At 65.1% G+C, this 25,948-nt stretch carries 21 protein-coding genes and 1 riboswitch; all 21 genes read right to left on the reverse strand.

Features of this window, described 5'->3' with window-relative positions:
- Positions 1 to 42 precede the first annotated feature (42 nt).
- The 21 genes from JFN93_RS05900 to JFN93_RS06000 all read right to left on the reverse strand — a co-directional run bounded on the left by JFN93_RS05900 (position 43) and on the right by JFN93_RS06000 (position 25,907).
- The gene (locus tag JFN93_RS05900; RefSeq protein ID WP_199383069.1) at positions 43 to 687 is read right to left on the reverse strand and encodes a hypothetical protein; all 645 of its coding nucleotides are present in this window, start codon (positions 685 to 687) and stop codon (positions 43 to 45) included.
- Positions 688 to 720: 33 nt separating this feature from the next.
- Positions 721 to 1,755 (reverse strand): hypothetical protein, encoded by a 1,035-nt coding sequence (locus JFN93_RS05905; protein ID WP_199383070.1) that lies wholly within the window; start codon positions 1,753 to 1,755, stop codon positions 721 to 723.
- Positions 1,756 to 1,785: 30 nt separating this feature from the next.
- Positions 1,786 to 1,860, reverse strand: a riboswitch (cyclic di-GMP riboswitch).
- A 234-nt stretch (positions 1,861 to 2,094) separates the two neighbouring features.
- A complete protein-coding gene (locus JFN93_RS05910; RefSeq protein ID WP_199383071.1) occupies positions 2,095 to 2,715 on the reverse strand; it encodes a hypothetical protein in 621 nt (206 codons plus the stop codon).
- Positions 2,712 to 3,863: a radical SAM/SPASM domain-containing protein gene (locus tag JFN93_RS05915; RefSeq protein ID WP_199383072.1), complete on the reverse strand. Its 1,152-nt coding sequence runs from the start codon at positions 3,861 to 3,863 to the stop codon at positions 2,712 to 2,714. The genes JFN93_RS05910 and JFN93_RS05915 overlap by 4 nt, the downstream gene beginning before the upstream one ends.
- Positions 3,851 to 4,081 carry a hypothetical protein gene (locus JFN93_RS05920; protein WP_199383073.1) on the reverse strand — a complete coding sequence of 77 codons (231 nt, stop codon included), beginning with the start codon at positions 4,079 to 4,081 and terminating at the stop codon, positions 3,851 to 3,853. The genes JFN93_RS05915 and JFN93_RS05920 overlap by 13 nt, the downstream gene beginning before the upstream one ends.
- A complete protein-coding gene (locus JFN93_RS05925; RefSeq protein WP_199383074.1) occupies positions 4,078 to 5,250 on the reverse strand; it encodes a hypothetical protein in 1,173 nt (390 codons plus the stop codon). The genes JFN93_RS05920 and JFN93_RS05925 overlap by 4 nt, the downstream gene beginning before the upstream one ends.
- A gap of 451 nt (positions 5,251 to 5,701) precedes the next feature.
- Positions 5,702 to 5,914 carry a hypothetical protein gene (locus tag JFN93_RS05930; RefSeq protein ID WP_199383075.1) on the reverse strand — a complete coding sequence of 71 codons (213 nt, stop codon included), beginning with the start codon at positions 5,912 to 5,914 and terminating at the stop codon, positions 5,702 to 5,704.
- 321 nt (positions 5,915 to 6,235) lie between these two features.
- Positions 6,236 to 7,486, reverse strand: coding sequence for a UDP-N-acetyl-D-mannosamine dehydrogenase (wecC, locus tag JFN93_RS05935; protein ID WP_215907702.1), 1,251 nt, complete (start codon positions 7,484 to 7,486; stop codon positions 6,236 to 6,238).
- Positions 7,438 to 8,649, reverse strand: coding sequence for a non-hydrolyzing UDP-N-acetylglucosamine 2-epimerase (gene wecB, locus JFN93_RS05940; protein ID WP_199383076.1), 1,212 nt, complete (start codon positions 8,647 to 8,649; stop codon positions 7,438 to 7,440). The genes wecC and wecB overlap by 49 nt, the downstream gene beginning before the upstream one ends.
- A gap of 388 nt (positions 8,650 to 9,037) precedes the next feature.
- Positions 9,038 to 9,982: a nucleotide-binding protein gene (locus tag JFN93_RS05945; protein ID WP_199383077.1), complete on the reverse strand. Its 945-nt coding sequence runs from the start codon at positions 9,980 to 9,982 to the stop codon at positions 9,038 to 9,040.
- A 49-nt stretch (positions 9,983 to 10,031) separates the two neighbouring features.
- The gene (locus tag JFN93_RS05950) at positions 10,032 to 11,600 is read right to left on the reverse strand and encodes a GumC family protein (protein WP_236021548.1); all 1,569 of its coding nucleotides are present in this window, start codon (positions 11,598 to 11,600) and stop codon (positions 10,032 to 10,034) included.
- Positions 11,601 to 11,661: 61 nt separating this feature from the next.
- Positions 11,662 to 12,843, reverse strand: coding sequence for an outer membrane beta-barrel protein (locus tag JFN93_RS05955; protein WP_199383078.1), 1,182 nt, complete (start codon positions 12,841 to 12,843; stop codon positions 11,662 to 11,664).
- The gene (locus JFN93_RS05960; protein WP_236021549.1) at positions 12,833 to 13,777 is read right to left on the reverse strand and encodes a polysaccharide biosynthesis/export family protein; all 945 of its coding nucleotides are present in this window, start codon (positions 13,775 to 13,777) and stop codon (positions 12,833 to 12,835) included. The genes JFN93_RS05955 and JFN93_RS05960 overlap by 11 nt, the downstream gene beginning before the upstream one ends.
- Positions 13,778 to 13,887: 110 nt before the next feature.
- The gene (locus tag JFN93_RS05965) at positions 13,888 to 15,864 is read right to left on the reverse strand and encodes a tetratricopeptide repeat protein (protein ID WP_199383079.1); all 1,977 of its coding nucleotides are present in this window, start codon (positions 15,862 to 15,864) and stop codon (positions 13,888 to 13,890) included.
- Positions 15,865 to 15,903: 39 nt separating this feature from the next.
- Positions 15,904 to 17,526 carry an MraY family glycosyltransferase gene (locus JFN93_RS05970; protein ID WP_199383080.1) on the reverse strand — a complete coding sequence of 541 codons (1,623 nt, stop codon included), beginning with the start codon at positions 17,524 to 17,526 and terminating at the stop codon, positions 15,904 to 15,906.
- Positions 17,526 to 19,085 (reverse strand): VPLPA-CTERM-specific exosortase XrtD, encoded by a 1,560-nt coding sequence (gene xrtD, locus JFN93_RS05975; RefSeq protein WP_199383081.1) that lies wholly within the window; start codon positions 19,083 to 19,085, stop codon positions 17,526 to 17,528. Before xrtD ends, JFN93_RS05970 begins: the two co-directional genes overlap by 1 nt.
- 123 nt (positions 19,086 to 19,208) lie before the next feature.
- A complete protein-coding gene (locus JFN93_RS05980; protein ID WP_199383082.1) occupies positions 19,209 to 20,000 on the reverse strand; it encodes a WecB/TagA/CpsF family glycosyltransferase in 792 nt (263 codons plus the stop codon).
- A gap of 93 nt (positions 20,001 to 20,093) precedes the next feature.
- Complete coding sequence (locus JFN93_RS05985) at positions 20,094 to 21,836, reverse strand: alginate lyase family protein (protein WP_199383083.1); 1,743 nt, start codon at positions 21,834 to 21,836, stop codon at positions 20,094 to 20,096.
- Complete coding sequence (locus tag JFN93_RS05990) at positions 21,830 to 22,897, reverse strand: glycosyltransferase family 4 protein (RefSeq protein WP_199383084.1); 1,068 nt, start codon at positions 22,895 to 22,897, stop codon at positions 21,830 to 21,832. The genes JFN93_RS05985 and JFN93_RS05990 overlap by 7 nt, the downstream gene beginning before the upstream one ends.
- Before the next feature lie 11 nt (positions 22,898 to 22,908).
- Entirely contained in the window at positions 22,909 to 24,564 is a 1,656-nt protein-coding gene (locus JFN93_RS05995; RefSeq protein WP_199383085.1) for a glucosamine inositolphosphorylceramide transferase family protein, read from the reverse strand.
- Positions 24,564 to 25,907: a hypothetical protein gene (locus tag JFN93_RS06000; RefSeq protein ID WP_199383086.1), complete on the reverse strand. Its 1,344-nt coding sequence runs from the start codon at positions 25,905 to 25,907 to the stop codon at positions 24,564 to 24,566. Before JFN93_RS06000 ends, JFN93_RS05995 begins: the two co-directional genes overlap by 1 nt.
- Positions 25,908 to 25,948: the final 41 nt, after the last annotated feature.

A 25,948-nucleotide genomic window follows, 5' to 3' on the forward strand; every position in this document is an offset into this window, starting at 1 on the left:
CCCCTTTGCTTTGACTTTATTCCCGACATTATTTGGGACTCCCTACTTCGCCTTAGCCGCAACGTTTCCCGAAACCCGCGTTTTTTCCAGAGCAGGGACGTCCCGCCCATCGAAGGACAGCTCCCATGACTTGGAAGATGCGATGAAATCGTGTTCCCCTACTGCGGGGCTGTAGTCGAACATCCTGCGCAGTGCGTCGCCGGTCGCGTTGGAAAAGTAGTAGAGGGCCTGGTTTAAATGCTGATTGTCTATTTCCTCGAACAGCATGTTGTAATTGATCTTCAAGATGTTTTTCGTGCTCTTCAACTGAATGTCATCTATCGAGATCCAGATGGTATAGATCGAGTTGTCGAGCCGCTCCAGCCGATCCACCTTCAAGAGACATTTCTTGCCGTTGAGCCAAACCTGGACTTTTTGATCGACATAACCTTGCAGGAACTCTCCGGCTATGCGCTGGAGTTCTTCCTGGGAACCGGAGGCAAAGTTGTAACGCCTCTCTTTCAGTCCGCGCATGTCGGAAAACAGGTTTTCATTCAGATCAATATTGGCAACGATGCCGGTTCTTCCTATGCGCCATCTCGAGTTGCCGACGGGAGTCTTGTATTTGCTGTCGGGAAGGACACTGCCCATCAGAAAAAACGCCAGACATCCCATCAGAAAAAGCCTTGCTGCCAACGAACGAATCACGGTCACACCCCTATTTCATGCCGTCTCGATGTCTCATTCCCCCGTAGGGGCTTTCCCTTCGGTATCCTGCCTGCCGGCCAGGTAGTTCGCGGTAAACACGTAATCAAGCAGGGCGTGTCGGTACTGAATCGGCTCCCCTTTGTTGAGGTTGGCCAGCTCAGGATTGAATCGGTCCAGTTCGGCGAGGAACTCCAGGTCGGAAAGGTCCTTCCGGACCTTGACCCGTGGCGCCACCACCAAGGGAAACTCGAAGATCTTGTCGTTCACCTTGACGATGAGGCTGGAATCCCAGGCCCCTGGGTTGGGCAGCACGGTGACCACCCACCCCTTCCGATCCCCCTTCTCCAGGCGCACCAGCTTGGCATCCGACACGGCGATATCGTCCGGAGCGCTCATCTCGGCCCCGTCCAGGGTGCACAAGACCCGGATGGACATCTGCCCGTCGGAAAGAGCCACCGGCGGGTCCTGAACGAACCCCTCGCCCGGCATCCGGTCGAAAAGGGCTACGTAGCTCGTAAGCCCCTTCTTCCCCTTGAAGTTCCGGAACCGCTGCAGGACGTTTCGCTCCGATCTCAGGATGTCGGCAAGATAGGTCGACATCCCGGTTTCCCCGCCGGTGGCATCTTCATCGCGCGAAAACGACTGCAGGAGCGGAGGGTTGGAGGCCGGGAGCGTTTTGGTGGCGACCGGGGTGCCGTCCGGCTCCACGATCCTCCCGGTCACCGAAAAAAGCTGCGCGGGGAGCACTCCCTTGTTCTCGAACGTCAGATGCACGGTAAAGGTGGCTGTCGAGTCCTCTCCCTGCTCCGCCTTCACGATGAGCGTGCCGGAGCTGTCGGAGACGTCGGTCACCACACCCTGCTCGACGCTGACCTTCGGGTTCGCCAGGTTCTGCGTATCGTAGACGATGGCCAGCTCGACCTCCGAGCGGGCGCCGATGTCGTCCCCCTCGATGATGAAGGACTTCTCGCCGTCCCCCCCCACGTAGAAGGTAACCTGCGCTGCGGCCGGCCTGGGAAGCGCCAGGCTCAGCAATATGCCCGTCAGGCAGAGAAGTTTTCGGACCATAAAAAAAACCGGATTGCTCATTCTTTCGCGAAAGGCAACCCGGCTGTCCGCTTGGGACCCGTGGCTTTCCGTCCCCACCTCGCGATGGGTTTGGCTGACGTCGTTTGAAGGAACACAAAAGCCCGCTGCGAATGATGCTTCGCAGCGGGCTTTCCGGGGCCTGGCAAGGTCGGCAAAGTACCCAGCGATTTGGATCACCTAGGTTCCATGATTTTGTTCGGTGCAGCCTATCACCCTTATATTTCGCCCGTGTCAAAACCCTGCAAAAGAACGTTGATAAATCGGGCGCCGCGTGATCCCCATAACCGCTCGGAATCACGAAGAGAATCATGACAACGGTTACAAAATTTGCACTTTTGAGGCCAGCGCCCGTCCGTCGTCGGCGCAAAGCCGCTCGTGCTTCTCGGTCAGGCGGACAAAGACGGCGAGACTGCCAACGACCAGCAGAAAGCTCAGCAGCGTGATCGGAGGGAGCCCGCCGTTCCACTTCTCGACGGTGAGCCAGCCGTCATACCCCATGATGAAGAGGTGGGTGGCGACAAAGGCGCTCGCCGAGGCCATCATGATCCTCCTCACCCGAGGCGTCATCTCGAAGGTCAGCAGCCGCCAGAAACAGTAGATCCCCAAGGCCCCCATGAGGAAGGTGAGTTCGCCGGTGAGGTTCATCATCTCGCCGGAAAAGAACTTGGGGAAATAGGCTTTGTTGAGGATGCCCAAGGAGAGGAGCACGTGGACGAAGGCGAGGTTGACGCAGGCCTTGCGCCAGAAGTCGAAGGCCTCCTTCCGGGTGCGCAGCAGCTCCAGGGAAGCCATGAACAGACAGTAGGCAGCGCTCATCGAAAGCGCCTTGTTCAAAAGATGGACCGGAATGTGGACGGGAGAGACGCCGCCGAACCCGGTGTAACGCATGACGGCGTAGAAGGTCGTGAAGAAGAGCAGGGTCAACAGTTGTCTGATCATCGGTTTCGCTCCTTTGCTAAGGACTGGGCAACAACAAAAGGACACTCGGGGTCGGGGGCGTTGAAGTCCCCCAGGACAAACCCGGAGACGGCGCGACACCCACCCTTGCAGATGTCGAGGTAAGCGCAGGAGCGGCACGGCTCCGGAGCGCTTTCCGGAAAGCCGCGCAGCGCTTTCAGGTGCGCAGAGCGGCTCCACAAGGCCGGCAGATCGAGGATGCTCTCCTCCCCGGTCAAAAAGGAGCACCCGGCGAACCTCCCGTCGGAGCGGACCCCGAGCAGGACGTTTCCCGCCTCGCAGCCGTAAACGGAGAACTGCTCCATCAGCTGCTTGTCGGGTCGGTGCCAGCAGAACATCGGGACGAACGAGCAATCGATCTTGGCGGCGACCTGGTACCGGCGGGAAAGGTCGCGGATCAGCGGATAGAACTCCCGGTGCTGCGCCGCGGTCAACCGTCTTTGGTAGTAATCGCTCCGGGCGCGGCCGGCCGGCTTGAGCCGCAGAAATTCCACGTCGGTCAGTCCCCGCTCTTTGGCGAAGCCGAACATGGCCTCCAGGTGATCGAAGTTTTCCCGGCTGACCACGCAGTTCACCCCGACCTTCACCCCCGCCGCGCGGAGCAGATCCACCGCCAAGACCCGTTGGGCAGACTCCCCCCGATGGTCCCCTACCCGGTCGATGCTGACGTTGACCTGGCCGAAAAGCCGGCATTTTTCGGCGATTTCCGCGGTGATCCGGCTTCCGTTGGTGGTGAGGTTGGGGACCATCCCGCGTCGGCGGACGTAAGCGGCCAGTTCGAAGAAGTCGGGACGCTCGAGCGCCTCCCCTCCCCCAAGCGCCAGGTGGAAAACCCCCATTTCGGCCAACAGGTCGACCCCGTTGCGGAATTCTTCGGCGGAGAGTTCGCCGGCTTCCGGCGTCCCGGAGTCCATGTAGCAGTGTCCGCAGTTCTGGGAGCAGGCATTGGTAACCGAGAAATGGACCTCCAGCGGTGCGCTCAAGGTCCCGCTCTGGGGGCGGTCCCAAAGCGGGCTGTGGGCATGGCCGAGGCTGCGCATGAACTCCTGGTCCACGTGCACGAGCATCGGTGGGTCTTCCAGGGCCAGAACGCCGCCGAACGCTTCGAAGCGGTGCTTCATTGCGGGCATTGCACATCCTCCGCCAGATCCTCTGCGGCCTCTTCCCGGAGCGGTTCGGCGACCGGTCCCTCTTGCCGGACCGCCTTTCCCGCGCAGAGGACGGCGGCCATCGTGTTGAAAAGAACGGTCATCGCCGCTCCGGCGGTGAAGAAGACCACCATGTCGACGCCGATGCTGCTGGAATTCGGGTTGTAGCCGGTTTTTATCTTCAGGATCTTTCCTTTCATCGTAAAACCCTTTCCCTGAATTCACCCAGCAGGTACTCGTACTTGACGCCGAAGACATCGACGATGGCGGGACCGTTCGGGTGGTGCACTATGAAGAGGTAGTAACTGGCTATGGTCATCACCAAGGTGAGCAGCGGGGCGACCACGCGCAGCGTCTTGGGGCGGGTCTGCCACGGCGCGGCGCGGGTGAGCAGGACCAACCAGACGAGGACCGGCAGGTTGGCGGCAGCCAGCAGGTAGATCACGGTGTCCCGGATCACGTACTGGTACCCTTCCACCTCCATCTTGTAGAAGCTCGGCATGCGCGAGGCGCTCAACAGCACCCACAGTCCGGTCCAGAGGGCAATGCTGCGGAGCGCGCCGCGGTCCATCCGCCGCCAGGGCTTCATCATCAGGACCGCGCCCCAAAGAAGGGCCATGACCGCCCAGGCCAGCCATTTCCCGGTCGTCTTCATCAGGTCGTAGCGTCGGTCCGCCTCGGCCATGATCTGGTCCGTCGAGGAGAGCTTGTGCCCGGTCTTGGGTGCGGAGATCGACTGGAAGGCGAGGACGCTTTCATGGGGCTTGTTCATCCGATCGTAGGCCCAGGCGATCTCCTTCTGCACGTCGACCTTCAGCTTGAAATCGGGATGCGCCTTGATCAGGGCCTCGTAGCGCTTCACCAGGTAGGCGTCTCCCTTGTTGGCGAACTTTATCTTCTGGTACTCCTTGTACGCCTCTTCCTGTCCCTGCTGCTGCTCCAGCTCGGCGAACTTGTCCAGCTTCTCCTGGAACAGGGGCTTTTGGCGGGAGTCGGCGTAGCGCTTCAGAAACTCCCGGTTCCATTTGACCGCCTTCTTCACGTCGACGACGTTGTCGGAGTAGATGGTTGCGAGCATCATCACCGCATAGCGGCGCGACTGGCACTCCGGACGTTTTTGGGCGATCTTGAGAAAGAACGGAAGAGCCTCTTCATAATGGCCGGCGATGAATTCCTTCTGGGCGCTCTGCTTCCACTCGCTCACTTCTTCGTTATCGGGAACCGCAGCCCGGACCGGCGCCGCGAGAAGCAGGGCGCAGATCAGGCCGAGGGCTAGGGCCCAGAACCCGCCGGCCGGAGTCCGCCTTCTGGGCGCCCCAGGCCGCAAAATGGCGATCGGGATCGCCGGCAGCGCATCGTCTCTGATCATGAAACAGGATTCCTTTCGCTGTTTCGGCGCGCCCCCTGGGAATCTTCCCACCGGGACCGTCCGCGGGTCGAAGTGACCACCGGCCCCTGGCAACCCGTTGCGCCGCTTTTTCGACGATCGATTTATAGCAGGCAAAGATGAAGTCGCCGTTACGTTTGGCGTACTTTTTCTCCGGGACCGGACGTTAATATTTTCCGTTGAGCTTTCGCTCACTTCTCCCGAATCCACCGACAAACCATGTAAACACCGTAACCGGCGCGTAACCGGATTTCCAAACTGTTTCCTTACATCACTTTTTTCGTGTCGGTAAGGTCACTACCGGGTGGCTGGCGCATCGGGAAGGTGGGAGCACGGGCTGGCAGGAAGGGGAACGGCACGGGGGAAACGCGACGCGGGGAGTCAGCCGGCGGAGAGACCCCGCCGGCTGACTGCCGCTGGATCTGGCCATACCCTACCGGTTGTAGCGACGCCGGATCCCGACGAGGCCGGCCCGCCCCGAACCAAGAAGGCAGGCGGCTACCGGGACCGGGGTCGCGGCGGCATCGACGTTGGCCAGGTGGAAATAGCTCGGATCGTTCAGAAAGTTGACGGCAAGCGACGAGCTGGTGCCGGTGGCGGTGGCCTGGATCTGGTACTCCCGGTACCCGGAGGCAGATTCGCTCACTGCTGTCGATTACAAGTCGATTACGTGGCGATGACGGCAAACTGGCCGGAAATGGATTTGGCGAACAGCTCACCCTCGGGCCGGGCAGCCGGAAAATCGGCCCCAGTAAGGGACGGCGAGCCGGGGCAGACGGAAACTGGTACCACGAGGATGGGAAGCCCCTCCGGGGGAGGGTGTTGGTGGGTTACCGGGTGGGAAACACGTCTCCTTCCCAAGCTGAAGCTTGGGAAGGAGATGCACCTGCAGAAAGGAGGATGGGGACTCGCCCGCTCGGGGAGGGGGCGTGAGGGCGCTAGTCGAGGTAGCCGGGGCGGTTTTCGGTCATCGCCACACCCCGCGGGTGTCGATCACCACCTTCTCCTTGAGAAGTTCGCGGTCGATCTCCTTGAACTCGTCGTGGTCCACCAGGACCAGCAGGATGTCCGCCTCGCGCAGCACCTCCTCCAGGCTGTACAGGGGGATCTCCCCCGCCTGGTGCTCCACGTTGGGCTCGCAGGCCATGACCTCCCCGATACCGGAGGCGATCAGCTCCCGGGTTATTTCCAGGGCCGGAGACTCACGCAGATCGTCGATGTTCGCCTTGAAGGCGAGCCCCAGGCAGCCGATCACCGGGTCCCTGAAGCGCTCGGCCTTGGCGCGCACCCGTTCCAGCACCCAGTGCGGCTTGGCGTCGTTCACCTCCCGGGCGGTCCGGATCAGCCGGGCTTCCTTCGGGGCGGCCGCGACGATGAACCACGGGTCCACCGCGATGCAGTGGCCGCCGACGCCGGGGCCCGGCTGCAGGATGTTCACCCGCGGGTGTTTGTTGGCAAGCTCGATCAGCTCCCAGACGTTGATCCCGAGCCGGTCGCAGATGATGGAGAGCTCGTTGGCAAAGGCGATGTTGACGTCGCGCGAGGAATTCTCCACGAGCTTCGCCATCTCGGCGGTCTTGCTGTCGGTGAGAAAGATCCCCCCGTTGCAGAAGCTCCGATAGAGGTCCCGGGCCAGCTCAGCGGCAGGGCGGGTGACCCCGCCGATGATCCGGTCGTTATCCACCAGCTCCCGGATGATGTGCCCGGGAAGGACCCGTTCCGGGCAGTGGGCGAAATGAACGGAGAGCGCTGGGTGAGCCCCGGTACGGGAGGTGCCCAGGTCCGGCCGGAGTTCGGCGACCATGGCGGCGATCCGCTCGGTGGTTCCGACCGGGGAGGTCGACTCGAGGATGACCAGGTTCCCCTCGCGCAAAACCGGGGCGATCGCCTTGGTGGCGGCGTCGATGAAGCTTAGGTCCGGGGTTTTTTCGGCACCCGGCACCGACTGACGGAACGGGGTCGGGACCGCGATGATGAAGACATCGGCCTGCTCCGGGGCGCAGGCGGCCTTGAGGTTCCCGCTGTTCACCGCCGAGCGGACCAGGACGTCGAGGTCGGGCTCCACGATGTGGATCTTCCCTGAGTTGATGGTCGCGACCACCTCCTCGCTGATATCGACCCCGAGAACCTGGTGCCCCTTGGTGGCCAGGATGGATGCGGTGGGAAGCCCTATGTAGCCGAGGCCGACGACGACGATGGATTGCCTGATCTTTGACATTGCAACCTCTCCGATTGTTGATCGTGCCTTACCCGGCTCAGTTCCGCCAGGGTATCGACGATGCGGCGCGCGGCGGTGCCGTCGCCGTAAGGGTTGTGGGCCCGCGCCATGGCGCGGTAGGCTTCCGGGTCATCCAGGAGCCGCTCCACGGCGGCCACGATCGCGCCCCGGTCGGTTCCCACCAGCTGGACCGTTCCCGCCTGCACCGCCTCGGGGCGTTCGGTCCGCTCCCGCATGACCAGTACCGGTTTCCCCAAGGACGGGGCCTCCTCCTGGATCCCGCCGGAATCGGTGAGGATCAGGTCGGCGCGGTTGAGCAGATACACGAAGGGGAGATACTCCACCGGCGCCACCAGGTGCACGTTTTGGAACCCGGTACCGAGGATCCGGCGCACCGGCTCCTGCACCTGCGGATTCAGGTGCACCGGATACAGGATCTCCAGGTCGGGACGGCACCGCGCCAGGTCGGCGAGCCCGTTGCAGACCCCCGCGAGCCCGGAACCTAAGTTTTCCCGGCGGTGGCCGGTGACCAAAAGGAGCCTGCGGCTCGGGTCGAGAAAGGAGAAATCCCGCTCCAGGTCCGCCGCCAGCTGCCGGTCGGCGGCGATACGTCCCGACACCGTCAGCAGCGCGTCGACCACCGTGTTGCCGGTGACCAGGATCGATTCCGGGGCAGCCCCCTCGGCGAGGAGATTGTCCCGGGCCCGGGGGGTGGGGGCGAAATGGTAATGAGCCAGAACCCCCGCCACCCGCCGGTTCATCTCCTCCGGGAACGGGGCGGCAAGGTCGTGGGTGCGCAGCCCCGCCTCGACGTGCCCGACCGGGACCCGCAGGTAGAAGGCTGCCAGCGAAGCGGCCAGGGCGGTCGTGGTATCGCCATGCACCAGCACCAGGTCCGGCCGTTCCCGCTCCAGTACCACCTTGATCCCCTGGAGGACGCGGCAGGTAATGTCGAACAGGTTCTGTCCGGGGCGCATCAGGTCGAGGTCGTAGTCGGGGCGGATCCGGAACAGCTCCAGCACCTGGTCGAGCATCTGGCGGTGCTGTCCGGTGACACAGACGACGCTGTGAAAAAGATGCGGATTGCGCCCGAGCTCCTTGACCACCGGCGCCATCTTGATCGCCTCCGGGCGGGTGCCGAAGACCGACAGTACTTTCAGCATAGAGTCACTCCCGTTTCAGGTCGGCCCCAGTTATAGCAACCGAAGATAAAGACCCGGTTACGATTGCCGCACTTTTGCGGGGTGGGTTGCCGATCCCGTATTTGCCAGCGGTATCGGAGGGTTACTCCGAAGCAGGCCGGGGGCGTGTTAACACTGTAACTGCCGTGTAACCGATGATTATTCATTGGAAAATCTCCATCCGGCACCCTGTCGGGAAAACCACTACACCGATAGGATCGACAGCGGAGACGGCGCGATGGGACGAGGGAGGAATCGATGCCGGAGGAGCCGGCCGGGGGGAACACGGAGGGGAGAAGCAGGCCCTTTCCTCCCCGCCCCTCCCGGTGGGGAGGGAGCTTGGGGAGAAGTGGGCAGGGGGCACGGGCGGCTAGTAGCGGTTCATCACCACCCCGAGGATCTTCTCCCCGGGGAGAAGCTCCAGGGCCCGGTTGAGATCGGCGAGCGAGGTCTTCCCCCGCTGCACCACCACGAGGATGTAGTCGACCAGGGGGGCAAAGGCCAGGGCGTCGGCACCGGAAAGGACCGACGGGGTGTCGAAGAAGACGTAGCGCTCCGGATAGCGGCTCCTCATGTCGGCGACCAGATCGGCCATGCCGGGGGAGCCGAGGAGCTCGCAGCTGTCGTTCACCTTCTTCCCTCCCGAGATCACGGTCAGCTTCTCCACCCCCGGCCAGACGAACAGCTCCGGGACCGGACAGTCGTCGAGGAGATAGTCCACCAGCCCGCGGTCGCTGGCAAAACCGAGGGTTTCGTGAATCTGCTGCTTCCTCAGGTCGCAGTCGACCAAAAGCGCGGTCTGCTTGAACTCCTTGGCGAAGGTGAGGGCGAGGTTGATCGAGGTGAGGGTCTTCCCCTCGCCGGGGAGGGGGCTCGTGATCATGACCGTGGCGCCGCGTTCGCCGGCGGTCTGCTGCAGGATGCGGGTCCTGAGTTGGCGGTAGAACTCGACTTCCGGGCTGTCCGGAAGAAACGCCACCACCCGGTTGCCGGCGAGAAGCCTCGGGTTCAGCTTTACGGTGCGGGAGAGGTGATAGACCGGGGAAACGTACCCCATCTTGGCGACGTCGCTGGGACGCCGCGGGGCGGGAAGGATCACCTCCGCCTCCACCGGCTCGGCAGCGGCCTCCGCCACCTCTTTTTTCTGCCTTCCTTTGCCCAGGGTGCCACGGAAAACCTTGAACCCGGTCCCTTCCTCCCGTTGCGTCCCGTCCGGGTCGGGGCCGGCTGCCGTTGTCTCGGCGTCGGTGAGTTCGGGTCCTTGCGGCTCGGAGGGGTCCTTCGTCTTCTTGAGGCTGCTTTTGGATATAGCCATTTTTTCGTGCTCCTTGAACGAGGTTCGCTGCGGTTCGGGGAGAAAGCGGTCAGATCTTCGCGGCCCGGCGCAGCAGCCGGGCCCAGAAGACGTCCAGGTCCATCACCAGGAAATGGAAGGCGACCGGTGCCAGCACGAGCACCGCCACGAAGCAGATCAGGCGCTTGCGGCGCTGCGTCTTCTGCAGGGCGTGGTCCTGCCAGGTGACGATCTCCGGGATGCAGGCGAGGACCGGGAAGGAGGTGGCGTAGGCGAGCCGCTCGGGATGACGCACGGTGAAGTCTCCCTGCTCCTTGAGCGCGGCCACCCCGATACCGCTGCCGATCCCGAGCACCAGCCCGATCAGGAGCACCGCCGGGATATTCGGGCTGAAGGGTTTCTCGGGAAGCCGGGCCGCGTCGATCAGGGTGAAGCGCTCCCCTTTCTGCTCCTTTTCCAGCCCGTGGGCGGTCTTCGCCTCCAGCACCTTGCGGGAAAGGTCGTCGTACTTCACCTGGAGGTTGTTCCGGTCGGTCATCACCGAGCGGTACCCCTCCTCCACCCCGGGGGTGGAGGCGACCCGCCCGCGGTACTCGTCCCGTTTCTTCTGGTACGAGGCGATCTGCCGCTTGACGGAGTCGATCTCGGAGCGGACCCCGGAGAGCTGCGAAGAGATGGTGATGTAGGCGACGTTGTCCGGCTTGTTGTCGGCGGTCTCCCGGCCGGTGGCCCGGAGCTCCTTCACCAGGTCGGCGAGTTCCGCCTTGGTCTTGATCACGTCCGGGTGCTCGTCGGTAAACCGGGTCTTAAGCTCGCCCAGGCGCACCCGGAGCTCGTTGAGCCGGGACTTGTCCTGGGTCGCGGCGTCGGTCGAGATGGAATCGAGCTGGGTCTTAAGCGAGCTCTCCCGCTCCTTGAGGTTTCTCAGCTGCGCCTGGAAGCTCTCCAGTTCGTGCTCCGCCGATTCGGCCACCTGCAGGTTCACCTGCACCAGTTCCGGCAGGGTGGTCACGTTGCGCGTCTTGAACTGGGCGAGTTTCGCGTCGGCCTCGGCGAGCTTTACCTGCACCGTTTTCAGCTCCTCCTCGAGAAAGGAGGTGGTCCCCTGGGATTGCCGTTCCCGGGTGGCCAGGTTCTCGGCCAGGTAGAGCGAGGCGAGCTCGCTCGATACCTGCTGCACCACCTGGGGAACCTTCCCCTCGTAGGAGAGGGTGAAGGCGATCGTGGCGGGGCGGGAGGCTCCCGAACGCGGATCGATGACGTCGGCGCTGATGGTGTTCAGCTTGATGTCCTTGCGCATCTTGGCCACGATCTCTTCGGTGGTCCACTTCTTCCTCAGCTCCGGGTAGAGGTTGAACTTGGTGATGATCTCCAGGAGCCGGTCGGTACCCATGATCCGCTGGTTGATCGTCTGCAGCCTCTGGTCCGCGTAGCTCGTCACCGTGGTGTTCACCAGTTCGCGGGGCACCTCCTGCTCCTCGATGAGGATGGTGGAGGTGGAGCGGTATTTGGGCGGGATCAGAAACGCGGTCGCCGCGCCGATGACGAAGATCGTCACCGCGGTCACCAGGATGCTGGTCTTGCGCCTCTTCAGGATGTCGATCACGTCCTGCGCCGTCTTTATTTCGTTCATTGCCATGCTCTGCCTCATCGTTTCCTCGCTTTATCCCATTGGGGCGCCGCTGGCCGGGGCTCCCGCACTATCTGAAGTTTTGTTGCCGCCAGACCAGCGACAGCAGGTATCGGTTCTGATCGGACCGGTTGTGGACCACGTGGTACTCGACGCCGCTGTAGTTGTAGGAGAGCTGCAGCACCAGGCTGCTCCGCCCGCCCAGGTCGAGGAACTCGTAGCCGAGCGCCCCCTGGAAGCTGGCGGTGGTCTCATCCACCCGGTCCGCGGCGCTGGCCCCCGGCAGGGAGCGGTTCCATGAGTAGCTCCCCCCGAGGCTTCCGGTCAGCCGGGGGGTCAGGCGCTCGGAGAGCGTGGCGCTCCCGCCGCTGCGCTGGGTCGCGGCGGTGCCGCGCCCCGAAGCGGAGGTGACGTCATGGCTGGCCGCGAGGTTCGCGCTCAGCTTTTCACCGGCGTAGGCGGCAGCAAGCGAACCGAGCCACCCCCAGTCGTCGCTGGCGGTCCCCTGGGCGTAGCTCGAGTGGGTGTAGCGTCCCCCCGCCTGCAGCGAACAGCTCCAGAGCTGGTCCAGGCTTCGGCTCGCCGACAGGGTCGCGCTGGTGTTGTCTACCGTCGAGACGGCGGTGACCTCCCGGGAGAAGGAGACCGAAGGAGCCACCTTGAGCCGCCGCCACACCCGGTCCAGGTCATACTGGATCCCGGACTGGACCGAGTACTGCCGGGTGTCGAGGTATCCCGCGACGTCGTACCCCTGCCGGGAAAAGGCCGCGTTAAGGCTCCCGGTGGTGAGGGCCCCGAGGGTATACCCCCCCCCGGCCGCCAGGGAATCGGTGTGGACCGTGCTCGTCGTGAAAAGCCCGGTGGAGGGGTCGACCGAATTCGGGTTCACCTGAAGGGCGGTCCCCACCGACGCGCTGCCGGAAAGCCTGGGGGTGAAGGCGAAGTCTCCGGCTCCCTGCAGCTGGTAGCCGGTACTGCTGTTGGTCGAGTGATGCAGGTACTCCTGGTGGCTCAAACCGGTGGTGAGCACTCCCCCGCCGCGCTCGGAGCGGTCCGACAGGGTAAGGCTTGGAGAAATCGTGGTGATGAAATCTCCCTGTCCGCCGGAGATCGCCGCCGTGATGTTGTCGTTGTACTCCTGCTGCAGGGTCACGCTCGGCATCAGGAGAACCTGCCCGGCGCGAGCCGCCTGCGGCAGGGTCAAAAACGCCAGCAGGGCCAACGGGATGAGGTGGAGCGGTTTACGGCACAAGGATTACGTCGCCCCGCTGCAGCTGTATGTTGGTCTCCAGGTGCCTCCCGTCGGCGACGTCGTCATAGTTGAAGGGAAAGACCGCGGTCCGCTCCCCCTGCTGCCGGTAGATCTTCACCTTCCCCCGCTCGGCGAAGGGGTTGAGACCGCCGGCCATGGCGAGCCCCTGCAAAACGTTGGTGTTGCAGAAGAGCACCTGCTTTCCCGGAGCGTTCACCCGCCCGATGATGTAGACGATCATCGAGTTGGACTGCTTCACCTCCACGGTGAGGCCGGCGTCGGTGACGTACTTCGCCAGGCGTCCCTCCAGCTCCTTTTTCAGCTGGGCCACCGTTTTCCCCTCGGCAACGAGCTCACCGATCAGCGGGAAGGAGATCTTGCCGTCGGGCAGGACCACGAGCTGCCGGGTGAGGTTTTCGTCGCGCCAGACCGAGATCCCCAACAGGTCTCCCGGGCCGATCACGTAGTCGGGGGCGCCGGTCGGCCGGCCGGCAGTAGGCTGGGCGACCTCGCCCGGGGCCGGGTCGGCGGCGAGCCCGATGCTGTGGGCGAAAGAGCGCCACCAGGAAATCCCGTTTGCCGCCGGTTGCCGCGCTTCGGGAGGGGCCGCCGGCCCCGGCACCTCGGACGGGGCCGCAGCGGCATCCTCCACGGAGGCGCCGGTTTCCGTCTTTGCGGCCCCCTCAGGCGCTGGCGGCACGGCGAGCTCGATGGCCGGTGCCTCCTCCGCCGGGGCGTCGCCAGATTCAAGGGGTTCGGCAGGCGCCTTTGCGGGCGCCGCGGCCTGGCCCACCTTCCCGCTTCCTGCCGGGTTCATCCCCTGCTGATCCGCCCAGGCCGCCCCCCCCGCCAAGGCGAGCTGCCCGACCAGGCAAAGCGCCACCAAGCGCCCTCCCCTTTTCCGAAATCCGCTGTGCATCAAAGTTTTCATCATGAAATCAGTACTCCTTGCCGGGTAAGCTCCGGGTTTTACCATCTTTTGGTTACAGGCGAATCACAAGCGGGTGATGATCAGTGAACATTGCTCGGCAACCGGTCGCCGTGCTAGATGCTCGCCAGTGCCCTGGTCGCCTCGGCACGCCACGGAAACGGCGCCGTGCCGGCCAGCGACTTGGCGAGCTGCTGCTTCGCCTCGGCGGTCTTTCCCGTCTTGATCAGCGCCATCCCCAGGTGGTAGGAGATTTCCGGGGCGGGGTTCTTCGCCACGACCTGCTGCAGCAGCTCCACCGCCTTCCCGGCCTCCCCCTTCCGGTAGTAGATCCACCCGAGGGTGTCGAGTACGCTGACCCCGGCGGGGTTGAGGCTGCGGGCCTTCTCGGCGAGTTGCAGGGCCCGCTCCAGGTCCTTGCCGTCGCGCCCCGTAGTGGCGTAGAGATATGCCAGGTCGTTCGCCACCAGCCAGGAGCCGGGGTTGAGCTGCACCGCCTTTTCGTACTCGGCCACCGCGCGCTCCCGTTTCCCCTGCTTGAGGTGCAGCGCCGCCGATTTCACGTAGCCGATGGCGATCGAGGGGGCCTTCCGGATCACTTCCTGGTAGGCGGCCTCCCCCCCCTTCTCGTTGCCCGAGAGCACCAGCGCGTCCCCCAGGAGCACCCGGGCCTCCACGTCCCGGGGTTCCTTGGCGACAAGCTTCTCCAGCACCTCCTTTGCCGCCGGGTAATCCTTCTGGATGGTGTGGAACTTGGCAAAGGCGATCTGCACCTCCCGCGAGCCGGGGGCGATCTTCTCGGCGCTCCTGAGGTTGTCCAGGGCAAGCCCGGGGGCCTTGTTCATCAGGTTGGCCTCGGCCAGGCGCAGGTACCCGGGAAGGAACTGGGGCTTGTCGGAAACCACGGTGCGGAATTCGGCCACCGCGGTCCCCGCCTCCTTGCGCTGCAGGCAGATGCTCCCCTTGAGAAAGCGCGCCTCCACGTTCTTCGGGCTCTCCTTGAGCACCTGCTCCACGTACCCGGACGCCTGGGCCAGGTCACCCTGCTGCAGGTACACCTTGGCCAGCGCGGTCTTCGCCTCGACCACCCCGGGGCTGCTCTCCTTGTCGGCGGAAAGGGCCTCTTTGAGGACCGCGATCCCCCGCTCCGGGTGCGGACCGTTCAGGTAGAACTCGCTCAAGGCGAAGCGGAGGTTGAAGCTCTTGGGACTCTTGGCAATCCCCTCCTTGAGGGTCTTCTCGGCGTCGTCGGGGCGCTGGTGCTGGCCGTAGAAGAGGGCCACCTTGAGACGGCGCTCCTCGCTCACCGGGTCGGCGGCGACGATCCCGTCGAGAACCCGGGTCGCCTCGGCCACCTTACCGGCGTCCCAGTGGAAGCGGGCCAGGTTCAGCGGGTGGTTCAGGTTTTTCGGCTCGAGCTGGCAGACCTTGGCGAGGACGGCGGCGACCTGCTCCGGCTTGTTCTGCCGGGCGAGGATCCCGGCCTGGGCGAGGTTCACCTCGACCGCGTTCGGGTTCGCCTCCAGTCCCCGCGCCACGGCGGCATCCGCTCCGGCGCTGTCTCCTTTCTCGGCGTGGGCGGTGGCCAGAAGGAGGTAGGTGTCGGGAGTCTTGATACCGCGCCCGATCAGCTCCTCCAGGTAGCGGCAGGCGGCGTCGTTTTCCTTGCGCGCCACCATGAGCGCCCCCTTGAGCAGCAGGGCGTCGCGGTAGTTCGGGTCCTGCTTGAGGATCAGGTCGTCCTTTTCCTGGGCCTTGTCCAAAAGCCGCGCCCCCAGGAAGATCTTCCCGATCTGGTACTGGGCGTCCTTGTTGGCGGGGTCGAGCTCGACCGCCTTGGAGAAGTAGCCGTAGGCACCCTTGAGGTCCCCCTCGCGCAGTGCGATCATGCCGGAGAGGTAGTGCGCTCCGGAGAACTTGGGGTCGATCTGGAGGGCGTTTTTCAGCTCCAGCCGGGCATTGACGTACTCCCCCTTCTCGTAGAGCTCTTTTCCCTTGGCGAAGAACTTCTGCTTCTTGGCCTCCGGCCCGGAGCAGGCGGCGAGCAGGAACATAAGGAGCAGCAAGGAAAACAGACGGGACAATCGGTACATGGACAACCTCCTTTGGGAGTAAAACTCAGGTTTTCTTTCTCAAAGCGCAACCAGCAGCAGCGCCGCCGCGGTCGACAGCGCGAGCCTGCCGTAGCGCCCGCGCAGCTCCGCCTGGAGCACCTCGAAGCAAAAGTAAAGGAGCAGGATCTTGGCGGCGATCAGCCCAACCCGGTGCTCCTGGATCGCCTGCTCGGGGAGGTTGGGGACGACCACCGCCAGGATGAGGATCAAAAAGTCCATCGGCGAGCTGCGGAAGCCGGACGTCCTCCGGGAGAATTTCGACACCAGGATCATCAGGACCGCCACCGCACCGAAGCTTGCGTCGTAGCAGCGTGCCAGGGCGGGAAAGGCGTCGGCAAAGCCGGGGTGACCGAGGTAGACGGCAAACGGGATCAATAGGTAGAGCACCATGCGGAGCAGCCCCGGGAGCACCGCCCAGCGCCGCCACAGCGCGAGCAGGATCGCAGCGGCCCCGACCAGAAACAGGGCGCTCACCCACAGGGGGGGGCGGTCCGCCAGGAACGCGGTCCCCACCAGCAAGAGGAGCACCGCCGCCTCGAAGGGGCGGAAGGCGCGCCGGATCACGCTCCCCTCCCGCTTCAACAGCCGCAGGCGGCCGGCGACGTGCGCGTTGAAGAGGTCGACGCGCCGAAGCGGACGGCCGCGCCGGGCCGCGCCCCAAAACCCTGCGAGGATCAGCGCCGAGAAGAGCAGGTAGCCGGCCAAAAGCATCCAGTCCGGGTAGAAGCGAAAGTGCACCGCCGCCACCAGCAGGACGGTCTGGAAAAGGTAGATGATGAGAACCGACTCGGGATGCCGGAAACCGAGCGCCATGAGGTTGTGGTGGAAATGGTTCTTGTCCGCGGCAAACGGGGAGCGCCCCCGGCTCACCCGCAGGGTCATCACGGTGAGGGTGTCCAGGACCGGGAACCCGAGCAGGATCAGCGGGAGCACCGGGCTCAAGGCGGTCTGGTGCCCCTGGGTGAGCGCCAGCGCCAGGATCACGGCGGAAAACCCCAAAAGCTGGCTTCCGGCGTCACCCATGAAGACCGAGGCAGGATGGGTGTTGAACCTTAAGAACCCGAACAGGGCTCCCAGAAGCGCCAGGGCGATCAGCCCGATCACGGTGTTGCCGTCCAGAAAGGCGAGGTAGCCGATCCCGGCGAAGATCAACAGGGAGATCCCCCCCGCCAGTCCGTCCAGCCCGTCGGAAAGGTTGATCGCGTTGGTCACCCCGACGATGGCGAATAGCGTCAAAGAAATCGAGACCCAACCCGGCAGTATCGTGTCGGGAAGAATCCCTCCCAGGCTCACGATGCGCACCCCGCCGCCGAATATCGCCACCAGCGCCGCCACCCCCTGGCCGGCGAACTTCACCTTCGGGGAAAGATCCTTCACGTCGTCCACCCCCCCGACCAGCACCAAAACCGCGGCACCGGCCAGGTAGGAAAGGACGAAGCGGTCGGCCGGGAGCCAGTAGCACAGGGGGAGAAACGCCCCCAGGGCCATCGCCCCCCCCCCGACCCTGGGGATCGGGATGGTATGGACCTTGCGCTCGTTGGGGAGGTCGACCCATTGCAGACGCAGCGCCAGCTCGATGAACAGCGGCGTCAGCGCGATGGTGACCAGTACCGCGGTAAGTAGCGTGGTCAGATAGGTCATCAGGCGTTTCTTCCCGGCAGGTAGCGGTCCAAAAGCGGCACCACCTCCCTCACAAAGGCGTTCAGGCGCGCCTCGGCGTCCTCGACCCGCTCGGCCGGGGAGACCGGCGTGATCAGCCGCACCAGCGCCCCATCGGTCCTTCTCTTGGTGAGCCCGTCGAGCAGCACGTAGAGCTTGAGCTGGAACAGGTTGGTGACGATGCGCCCCCTTTGGGGGAACCAGTAGTAGGTGAGCTCCCGCTGGCCGCTCTTCTCCATGAAGGCCCGGCTGATCGGGATCTCCCGTCCGCCGCCGGCAAGGGAGACCCGGGTCACCCCGGAATCCTCGAAGTTCCAGCCGCTGCCGGGGAGACAGGTGGCGGGGGAGTGCACCGACGTCCCCTTGCTCTGGCAGGAGTAGTAGGCGGCATAGAAGCTGACCGGGCTCTCCTCCCCCCGATGGTACTGGATCGTGGCGTAGTCGGTGAGCTTGAGGCTATCGAGGACCTCCGGCTCCAGCACCCCGCGCTGTCCCTGCCAGGGACCGAGGGTGAGCGGAAACTGCGACAGGGGGCGCGCTGCGGGGATCTCCGCCCGGATTTCCACCCCGTTTAAGAGCACGAGGTTCGCCGCGATCAGCACCGTGACCGCCAGGAAACGCGGGGAGAAAAGCGGAGCTGGCGCCGCGACGGGGAGCGTTGCGGGGGCCGGCTCCCGACCGGTTCCTTCCCTTCGGGGATCCGGGGCGACCCGCTTCAAAACAGCGATCTCGAGGAGCAGGAGCAACAGGCTCAGCATGAAGATCACCCATCCGGTGAGGTCGTGCAGGAAGCCGTCCACGATCTTGGGCCCCACCAACGGGTAGAGCATCCCCACCAGGGCGATCCGCACCCCGTTGGTCAAAACCGCCACCGGCACCGTCGAGAAAAGGACCACCCCCCGCTTCCAGAACGCCCCCTTGTAGTAGTAGGCGAGCAGCCCTCCCATGGCGATCAGGGGGATCAGGTAGCGGATCCCGCTACAGGCGTCCACCACCTGCAGCCGGGTGAATCCGAGGTCGATCACGTTCCCCTCCCGAAAGGCGCTCATGCCGAAAAGGTGCAGCAGCCAGACCCCGAGTTGCGAGGAGATGAGCTTCAGCTTGAGCGACAGCTGGGTGTTGAGGTAGTTCGGGAGGGGGAAGCTCCCCAGGCCGAAGAGCAGGGGAAAGGCGATCAGCCGCAGCTTGCGCCACCCAAGGTGCAGCCATAGGGCGCCGACCAGTACCAGCCACAGCGAGAGGTACTGCGAGAAGTACTCCCCGGAGAGCTCGCCGAGCCAGAACAACAGCAGGCCGACGAGTACCGGAACCATGCCGAGCCACGAGGGGGCGGACGGGGTCCGGGCGAGAAGGTCCCGCTTCTCCCAGACCAGGTAGAGCACCACCAGCGGGATCAGCGCCGAGGAACTGTAGTCCTCGATGACCCAGTCGTGGGTCACCAGCCGGTCCAGCGTGGAGTGGTAGAGGGCCAGGGTCAGTCCCAGATACACGAGACCGTTGAGCCAGGCGGCGTGGTGGGTTCGGGAAACGAAGCGGTTCATCAAGGGCTGACTCCAACAGAGATGCCGCGAGGCGGCGCTAACAGGCACGGGAGCCCCTCCGGTTGCCCAGGGGGGATCCGGAAGAACCGAGGAGGCCGTTGCCGGAAAATGACGCGGGGTTCGTTACGGCGAGGTAAAGAACTGGTCCGCCGAGCGGTGCGGCAGGACCAGCCTCTTCAGCTTCGCGATGATCACCTTCCCGGCGAAGAGGGGGAGCGCCCGTTGCCGGCGGATCCGGCTCGGCTGGGCGAGAAGGCGGTAGAGCCATTCGAGGTTGAGGCGGCACCAGAACCTGGGGGCGCGGCGCACGGTGCCGGCGATCGTATCGAGGGTGCCCCCGATCCCCTGGCAGACCCGGACGCTGGTAAGTTCCCCGGCGTGCTGGGCGAACCACCGTTCCTGGCGCGGTGACCCCAGGGCGAGGAACAGGACCTGCGCCCCGGAGGCGTTGATCCGCGCCACCAGCGCCGGCATCTCGTGCTCCGGGACAAAGCCGTTGGCCCGCCCGACGATCTGCAGCGCGGGATGACGGCGCCCGAGCAGCTCGGCCGCCTTGGCACTGACCTCCTCCTGCGCCCCGTACAAGAAGACCCGGTACCCCTTGGCGGCGGAGAGCCGGCAGATCTCCCCCATCAGCTCCACGCCGGGAACCCGGGAAAGACGCGCCCGGTGCAGCAGCCGGGCCGCCAGCACGACCCCGATCCCGTCCGGGATCAAGAGGTCGGCGTTTTTAAACTGCTCGTGCAGGTCGGGATCGCGGGGCACGGAAAAGTTCTTCTCGGGATTGACGGCAAAGACGCTGTGGGGGCGCTCCCCGTGGTCGACGAACCGCTCCACGGTCATAAGGGCGCCCGCCATGTCCACCGGGTCGACCCAGAGCTTCAATATTTCGAGACGTCTTTCGGTCCTGTGCATTGCAGGCCCCCTGGCAGTGGAACAAAGATCACGGTCAGCAGATATATGCTTCGATTGTTACCTGCATATGAAGGGAAGCGAACAATTGTGCAACTATTGGAGTGCTCTGAGGATGGTCTGGAAAACGACCTCGCCCGGGACACCCTGCCGCCCGGCCTGCAAGACCGGCGCCGGCTCCTTCCGGTTGTACGCCGCGGAGAACCACCCGAGCGGCGGTTCCTCCTCGCCGCGGCGCAGCACCCCCCCGGAAAGCTCCAGGGCCAGGACCCGGCCGCCGCGCCGTGCGAGCCAGCAGCCGTCGCCCCGGGAGATCTCCACCTCCGGGTGAAAGTGGAAGTTGAGCTCGTAGCGGTGCGTCCCCCCCCCGAGGAACCGGTCCTCGATCCGGCAGGTGCCGTCCGGGGCCACCTGGAGGGTCCGCCGGTGGCGGACCTTCCCCGGCAGCCTCAGGTAGCCGTCGTGGCTGGCCGCCACCAGCAAGGACCCGTCCTCCCCCGCCGCAAAGCCCTCCACCGAGCAGGCGAAGGGGGAGCTCCAGACGAAGCCGGTCTGCTGCACCGCCTGGTCCGCTCCGTCCACGCAGACCGTGTTGTGGGCCCGGGTTCCCTTGAAGTAGCGGCGCCAGACCGGTTCCCCGTTGTAGCGGAAGGTGCCGGGATCGACCAGGAAGGGGATACCGCCCAGGGAAACGGTGACCGAAAGGGCGTCGGCGTGGCCGTGGTTGTTGAGGGGGGGCATCCCGAGCGGGCCGTGGTCGAAGGTGATCAGCAGCTCTTGGCCGCGGTAGACGGTGTACCCCGCGTCGGGGAAGCGGTACACCCCGGGAGGGGGAGGAGGCACGACGGCGCGCTCCGGTTGCAGCCCGGGGGCGATCACCCATCCGTCGTCGCTGTCCCCCAGCGCCGGGATCCCCCCGGAGGAGTCGGTAACGGCGGCGAGAAACGATTCCCCGGCGGTCAGCCGTTCCCGCCACCCAGGACACCCCCCGAGACCGTTTCCCTCGATGAAGCCAAGCGCCAGCCAGTACAGGTCGAGCACGAAGCGGTGGTACGACAGGGACTGCTCCAGCGCTCCGCCGTCGGGGAGGACCTGGCGGCAAAGCTCCTGGTCCAGCAGGCGGCAACCGGTATCCAGCCAGCGCGCCCCGGACCGGTCGGTCCGAAACAGGGTGCCGGCATAGAGCAGCCCCAGCGCCTCGCAGACCGTGTGGTTCCCCAAGGAGGAGTAAAGCGACAGGTTGGCCTCGATCCACCGGGCGTGGAGGTAGAGCGCCTCCCCCAGCCGCCGGAGCTCCCCGGGGTCCGGGCCGGCCTTGAGCGCCCCCAAAAAGACCGGTATCCGCAGGCCGCATTCCATCGCCGAAAGGTAGTGCGGACCGAAGGGGAACGGGTGCGCGTCGAGCCAGCGCATCAGGTCCTCCAGGAGGTAGCGGCGCGCCCTTTCCTGCCCCGGGTCGTCACCGGATCCCGGGTAGGCGAGGAGGAGGGCCAGATGCTGGAGGCGCGCCGGCTCCCACACCGTCCTGAGGTCGCCCCGGGCTGCGCCGGGGGCGCCGATGGCGTGGGCGCGCTCCCAGGCACGGAGGGTCGCCGCGTCGGTATTCAGGGTGAACCGCTCCCCCTCAAGCAGCGCCTCGACCCGCTCCCAGGTCACGGCGGGATACCCGGCGGGAAGCACCAGGAGACGGACCGCCTCCGGCTCCGGCTCCGGAACCGGGAAGCGGCGCCCGCTGCGCGCCCACCTTTTGATCCGGAAGCTGCCGGCCCGCTGCCGGGCCCGAAAAAGGATCTCGGAGCATGAGGCGTGCTTGAGACGGAGCAGCAGGAACCTCAGCATGGCGCCCCCCCCAGGACCGCCTCCAAAATGGAGCGGAAACGCTTTTTCAGTACGGCGCTGTCGTAGCGGCCGGCGACGTCGCGGAACCCCCGGTCGGCGACGGTGCGCCGAAGGGCCGGGTCGGCCAGGCTAAGCGCGATCTTGTCCGCCAGGCTTTCGGGATCTGCCGGGGCGAAGACCAGGGCGTTCTCACCGTCGCGCAGCAGATCCTGCAGCCCGCCGACGCTCGTGGCAAGCACCGGCGTCCGGGCGGCCATCGCCTCCAGCACCACGTTGGGAAGCCCTTCGGTGTGGCTGGGGAGAATGAGCGCGGTGCAGCGCTTGAGTTCCCGGACCACTTCGTCCGGCCCCAGCCAGGAGCCGACCGAGATCTCCCCCAGTCCCCGGCGGGCGAGGTGGGCGGCGAAGGCCCCTCCGTCCGAGGCACCGAAGCAGTTCACCCGGACCCTGACCCCGCGCCCCTTCAGGATCTCGACCGCGGCCGCCAGATCGTAAATACCTTTGGCGGGGAGGAGGCTCCCCAAAAAGAGGAAGGTAGCCTCGTCACGCCGCTCCGGCGCGGGGGCGGCAAACCGGTTCAGGTCCACCGGATTGGGGAGGACGAAGACCTGACGTCCCGGGAGCAGCCGCCGCACCACCGCCGCCACCTCGTCGTTGAGGGCGACCACGGCCTCGAACTGGGCCATGGTCGCCAGGATGTAGCTCCGCTTGACGCCGCGGGCCTGGGCCAGAAAGTCCAGGAAGTGGTTGGGGTGGATATGCAGGATCATCCTCCGGCCATAAAGCCGCCCCAGCCAGGCGATCAGGCTTTTGCGGAAGAAGCTGCTCCGTGAGGAGCTGTGGATGTAGAGCAGATCGTACTCCCCGAGACGGCGCGCGGCGCGGGCCACCGCGGCCACTGCGGGAAGGAGTTTCCCCCCCTCGCCGGCGGTCGTCGCCAGGTAATCGAGGCGAAAGCCGGCCAGGTAGTCGGCCTCGAGCCAGTTGTTAACCACCTTGGTGATCCCGCCCCGTCCCTCCCGGGAGGGCCCGGCCATCAGGATCTTTCCGGTCCGGTCCATGGCTTCCCCCCTCAAAAGAACTTGCGCCGGCTCATCAGGGCGTCGATCACGCAAAGCCGATGTTCCCGGGAAAGGGTGTGGGTTGCGGTCATCCCCGGCCTCCAGTTGGGCTCCACCGAGACCACCCGTTCCTCCCGGTACTCGGTTTGGGTGAGCAAGGTGATCTCGTTGAGGTTGAAACCGCGCCCGTAGCGGCCGGAGCAGTTCTGTGCCGGGCGGTACAGCCTCCCGTCCTGGGCGAAGATCCTCCCCGCCGGGCGGGCGTTGCGGGCATCCGAGACGATCGGGTTTTCCGGGTGCGGCGTCCAGCGGTCGGTGAAGAGCTCGGGAGAGGAGAAGAGGCAGAGCTCGGTGTGGATGGAGCTTCTGGGATGCTCGGCCAAAGCGGCGAAGAGCCACCACCGGCCGTCCGCGTAATGCAGCGTGGCGTCGACGGCCCGCACCCCCTGCATGAGGTTCATCCGGAAGCGCCAGCGGTGGGGGAACTCGACGCACTCATAGAGCTCGACGGTCCCGTTGCCGGAGCTTTCGGGAACCATGTACCAGGTTCCCTCCCACTCGAAGACGAAGGGGTAGGAGAGGTGGTAGGGTCGCTCCAGCACCGGGACGGCGGCGGTGTAGTTCCCCGCCTCGTCCATCTCCAGGACCGAGATGTGCGCCCGCCGGTTTCGATACACCAGTTCCTCGACGAAGATGTAGTACTTCCCTTGCCGGTAGACGAGGTGGGGGTCGGCCCAGAACCGGTCTTTTGGGGGGGCAATGGCCCGGTACCGGCGCAGGGAGGTGGGGATCTGCTCGGAGAGGGCGAACATCAGCCACCACTGGTCGCGGTAGAGGCATTTCCGAAGCGACCTCGCCGCGACCCGGACCCCATGCCGGACCACCAGCCCGAGGGCCTCCAGGTTGGCCGGGACCCGGTACATCGGCCGGTCGTAGAACGAAAACGGCGGGTTCTTCCCGGCCACCGAGGCGAAGAAGGCCTCGGCCCCCATCCGGTGCAGCCGCTCGATCTGCCGGGGGAGGAAGGAGGAAGAGCTCCAGAAGAGGTGCTCGCGGTTACGGGTCGGGGAGAGCCAGTCGGTGAGCGACCAGGAGCGGCAGAGGATCTGGCCGCCGTCCAGTTCCTCGTTGAGGAGCTGCAGGATCGAGCCGGTCACCGGGGTGCCGCGCACCACCTCCCAAAACCCGGGGGGGCCGCCGCGGTAGGACCGGTTATCCCCGTGGTGGTGCGACCAGACCCCGTAGCGCGCGGCGCCGAGGATGCCACCGGCAAGGACCTGGAAGCCGAACCGGATCAGGATGTCGAGGTCGCCGCCGCGGATCTTTTCCAGCTCCGCCTCCTCGATCTCCTCCAGGTATCCCTGCTGCCTGGGCCGGACGGTGAGTACCGGGACCCCGGCCAAAAGCTCCGAGGCGTCCACCCTGGCAAAGGCGCTGTCGGGGCGCCGGAACAGACGCCGGTCCAAAAGGTCGAACAGGAAGTAGACGCCCCGCCGCCGGCGCACCCAGAGCTCCCGGAGCCCCCGGGGCGGGGGGGACTCCTTGTAGATGACCAGGGCGATCTCCGCGCCGCCGGACGCCGCCAGGCGCTCCAGGACCCGGTAGATCCAGGCGTGGACCACCGGGCCGTTCATCAAAAGACCTATCCTGAGTTTTCTTTTCGACATCACGCCCTTTCCGTATCCAAGATGGCGGCACCGGCACGGGCGCGCGTTTTCAGCTGCCGGGCCGGGACCGGGAGTTCCGGCCCCGGGGGGGCCCCCTTTCCCGCGGTCCGCAACAGCACCAGCGACAAGGCAATCACCGGTATCGAGTCAAAGGCGTGGAAATGGTTCAGGTTGAAAAGCGACAGGGCGAGCATCACGTAGAAGTACCTGAGCCCCCGCGCCACGGTCACCGAGTACCCCCCCTGCCCCCCTCCCTCCCGGATGATCGCCCCGGTCTTTTTGAAGACGTGGACGAAGAGCCAGAGGACCCAAAGGAGCCCGAGCACCCCGTATTCGGCCGCGATCTTGCCGAAGCCGATGTCGGGACAGTTGAAAAACCCGTACTTCTGGAGATCCCCCGAGGGACTCTTGCTGTCGATGAGCGAGCCCACCCCGAGGACCGGCGACTTCAGGAAGTTCTCGAAACAGATCCGGTTCTGCATGGAACGGCCGGTCTCCTTCTCGATGCTCGGGGTGGCGGAAAAAAGCTGCCCCAGCTTGGTCGCCTCCCAGTTCCCGCCGGAGCGCGCCAGGGAGATCCCCTGGGAGACCGCGAGGGTGAGGGCGAGCCCCGCCATGATGAACCACCTCCGTCGGCTGTTCCATACCGCCAGCAGCGAGGCCATCGGCAGCAGGAAGATGAAGATCCTCGTGCCGGTCAGCAGGACGGAGCGGGCGAAGTTCAGATGAAACAGGGGGAGGAAGTACCTCTGGAACCCGCTCCGGGGCCCCCCGGTGCTGGTGTAGTCGGCCAGGGCGATGAAGTAGAAGAGGATGTACACCATGCCGAAAGGGAAGAACATCCTCCTCCCCCCGTACCGGACCAGGGAATCGCGCTCGTACCAGTTCTGGTCGTAGTGGATGATCCCCAGGTGCGGATCGCTCCTGGTGAGCACCAGCAAGACGAGGTAGGCGAAAACCAGGACCGCCATGGTGCGGCAGAAGCGGACCAGATCCGGCTCGTCGCGGATCATCGCCCCGAGGACGAAGAAGAGGAGGTAAAAAAGGCTGTGCCGGTACCCCATCAGGCCGGTCAGGTAGGGCTGACCGAAGTACATCTGGGCCATGAGCGGGTTGAATACGATGAGCAGCACCCCCGCGAGGATCAGCCGCGCCTCCTTGTCCTCGCTCACGCTCCGGATTACGTGCTGGAGGCTGAACAGAAGGAACAGGGGCGAAATCAGGAAGATCGCGTCCTTCAGTCGGAATACCCCCTTGACGGGGATGCGGATGGACTCGGGAAAGAGGAAAAAGCCTTCGTAGGTGATGAAGATGAATAGGATCGCCAGTGCGCAACGGATCATGAACTCTCGATTAGCCTCAAAAGATGACGTGATGCCGCGGT

Source organism: Geomesophilobacter sediminis (genome assembly GCF_016458275.1).
Taxonomy (GTDB): domain Bacteria; phylum Desulfobacterota; class Desulfuromonadia; order Geobacterales; family Geobacteraceae; genus Geomesophilobacter; species Geomesophilobacter sediminis.

Coding starts and splice junctions, on each gene's coding strand:
- JFN93_RS05905 (WP_199383070.1), bottom strand. CDS start 1,755: ATGGTCCGAAAACTTCTCTGCCTGACGGGCATATTGCTGAGCCTGGCG.
- JFN93_RS05910 (WP_199383071.1), bottom strand. CDS start 2,715: ATGATCAGACAACTGTTGACCCTGCTCTTCTTCACGACCTTCTACGCC.
- JFN93_RS05915 (WP_199383072.1), bottom strand. CDS start 3,863: ATGCCCGCAATGAAGCACCGCTTCGAAGCGTTCGGCGGCGTTCTGGCC.
- JFN93_RS05920 (WP_199383073.1), bottom strand. CDS start 4,081: ATGAAAGGAAAGATCCTGAAGATAAAAACCGGCTACAACCCGAATTCC.
- JFN93_RS05925 (WP_199383074.1), bottom strand. CDS start 5,250: ATGATCAGAGACGATGCGCTGCCGGCGATCCCGATCGCCATTTTGCGG.
- wecC (WP_215907702.1), bottom strand. CDS start 7,486: ATGTCAAAGATCAGGCAATCCATCGTCGTCGTCGGCCTCGGCTACATA.
- wecB (WP_199383076.1), bottom strand. CDS start 8,649: ATGCTGAAAGTACTGTCGGTCTTCGGCACCCGCCCGGAGGCGATCAAG.
- JFN93_RS05945 (WP_199383077.1), bottom strand. CDS start 9,982: ATGGCTATATCCAAAAGCAGCCTCAAGAAGACGAAGGACCCCTCCGAG.
- JFN93_RS05950 (WP_236021548.1), bottom strand. CDS start 11,600: ATGGCAATGAACGAAATAAAGACGGCGCAGGACGTGATCGACATCCTG.
- JFN93_RS05960 (WP_236021549.1), bottom strand. CDS start 13,777: ATGATGAAAACTTTGATGCACAGCGGATTTCGGAAAAGGGGAGGGCGC.
- JFN93_RS05965 (WP_199383079.1), bottom strand. CDS start 15,864: ATGTACCGATTGTCCCGTCTGTTTTCCTTGCTGCTCCTTATGTTCCTG.
- JFN93_RS05970 (WP_199383080.1), bottom strand. CDS start 17,526: ATGACCTATCTGACCACGCTACTTACCGCGGTACTGGTCACCATCGCG.
- xrtD (WP_199383081.1), bottom strand. CDS start 19,085: ATGAACCGCTTCGTTTCCCGAACCCACCACGCCGCCTGGCTCAACGGT.
- JFN93_RS05980 (WP_199383082.1), bottom strand. CDS start 20,000: ATGCACAGGACCGAAAGACGTCTCGAAATATTGAAGCTCTGGGTCGAC.
- JFN93_RS05985 (WP_199383083.1), bottom strand. CDS start 21,836: ATGCTGAGGTTCCTGCTGCTCCGTCTCAAGCACGCCTCATGCTCCGAG.
- JFN93_RS05990 (WP_199383084.1), bottom strand. CDS start 22,897: ATGGACCGGACCGGAAAGATCCTGATGGCCGGGCCCTCCCGGGAGGGA.
- JFN93_RS05995 (WP_199383085.1), bottom strand. CDS start 24,564: ATGTCGAAAAGAAAACTCAGGATAGGTCTTTTGATGAACGGCCCGGTG.
- JFN93_RS06000 (WP_199383086.1), bottom strand. CDS start 25,907: ATGATCCGTTGCGCACTGGCGATCCTATTCATCTTCATCACCTACGAA.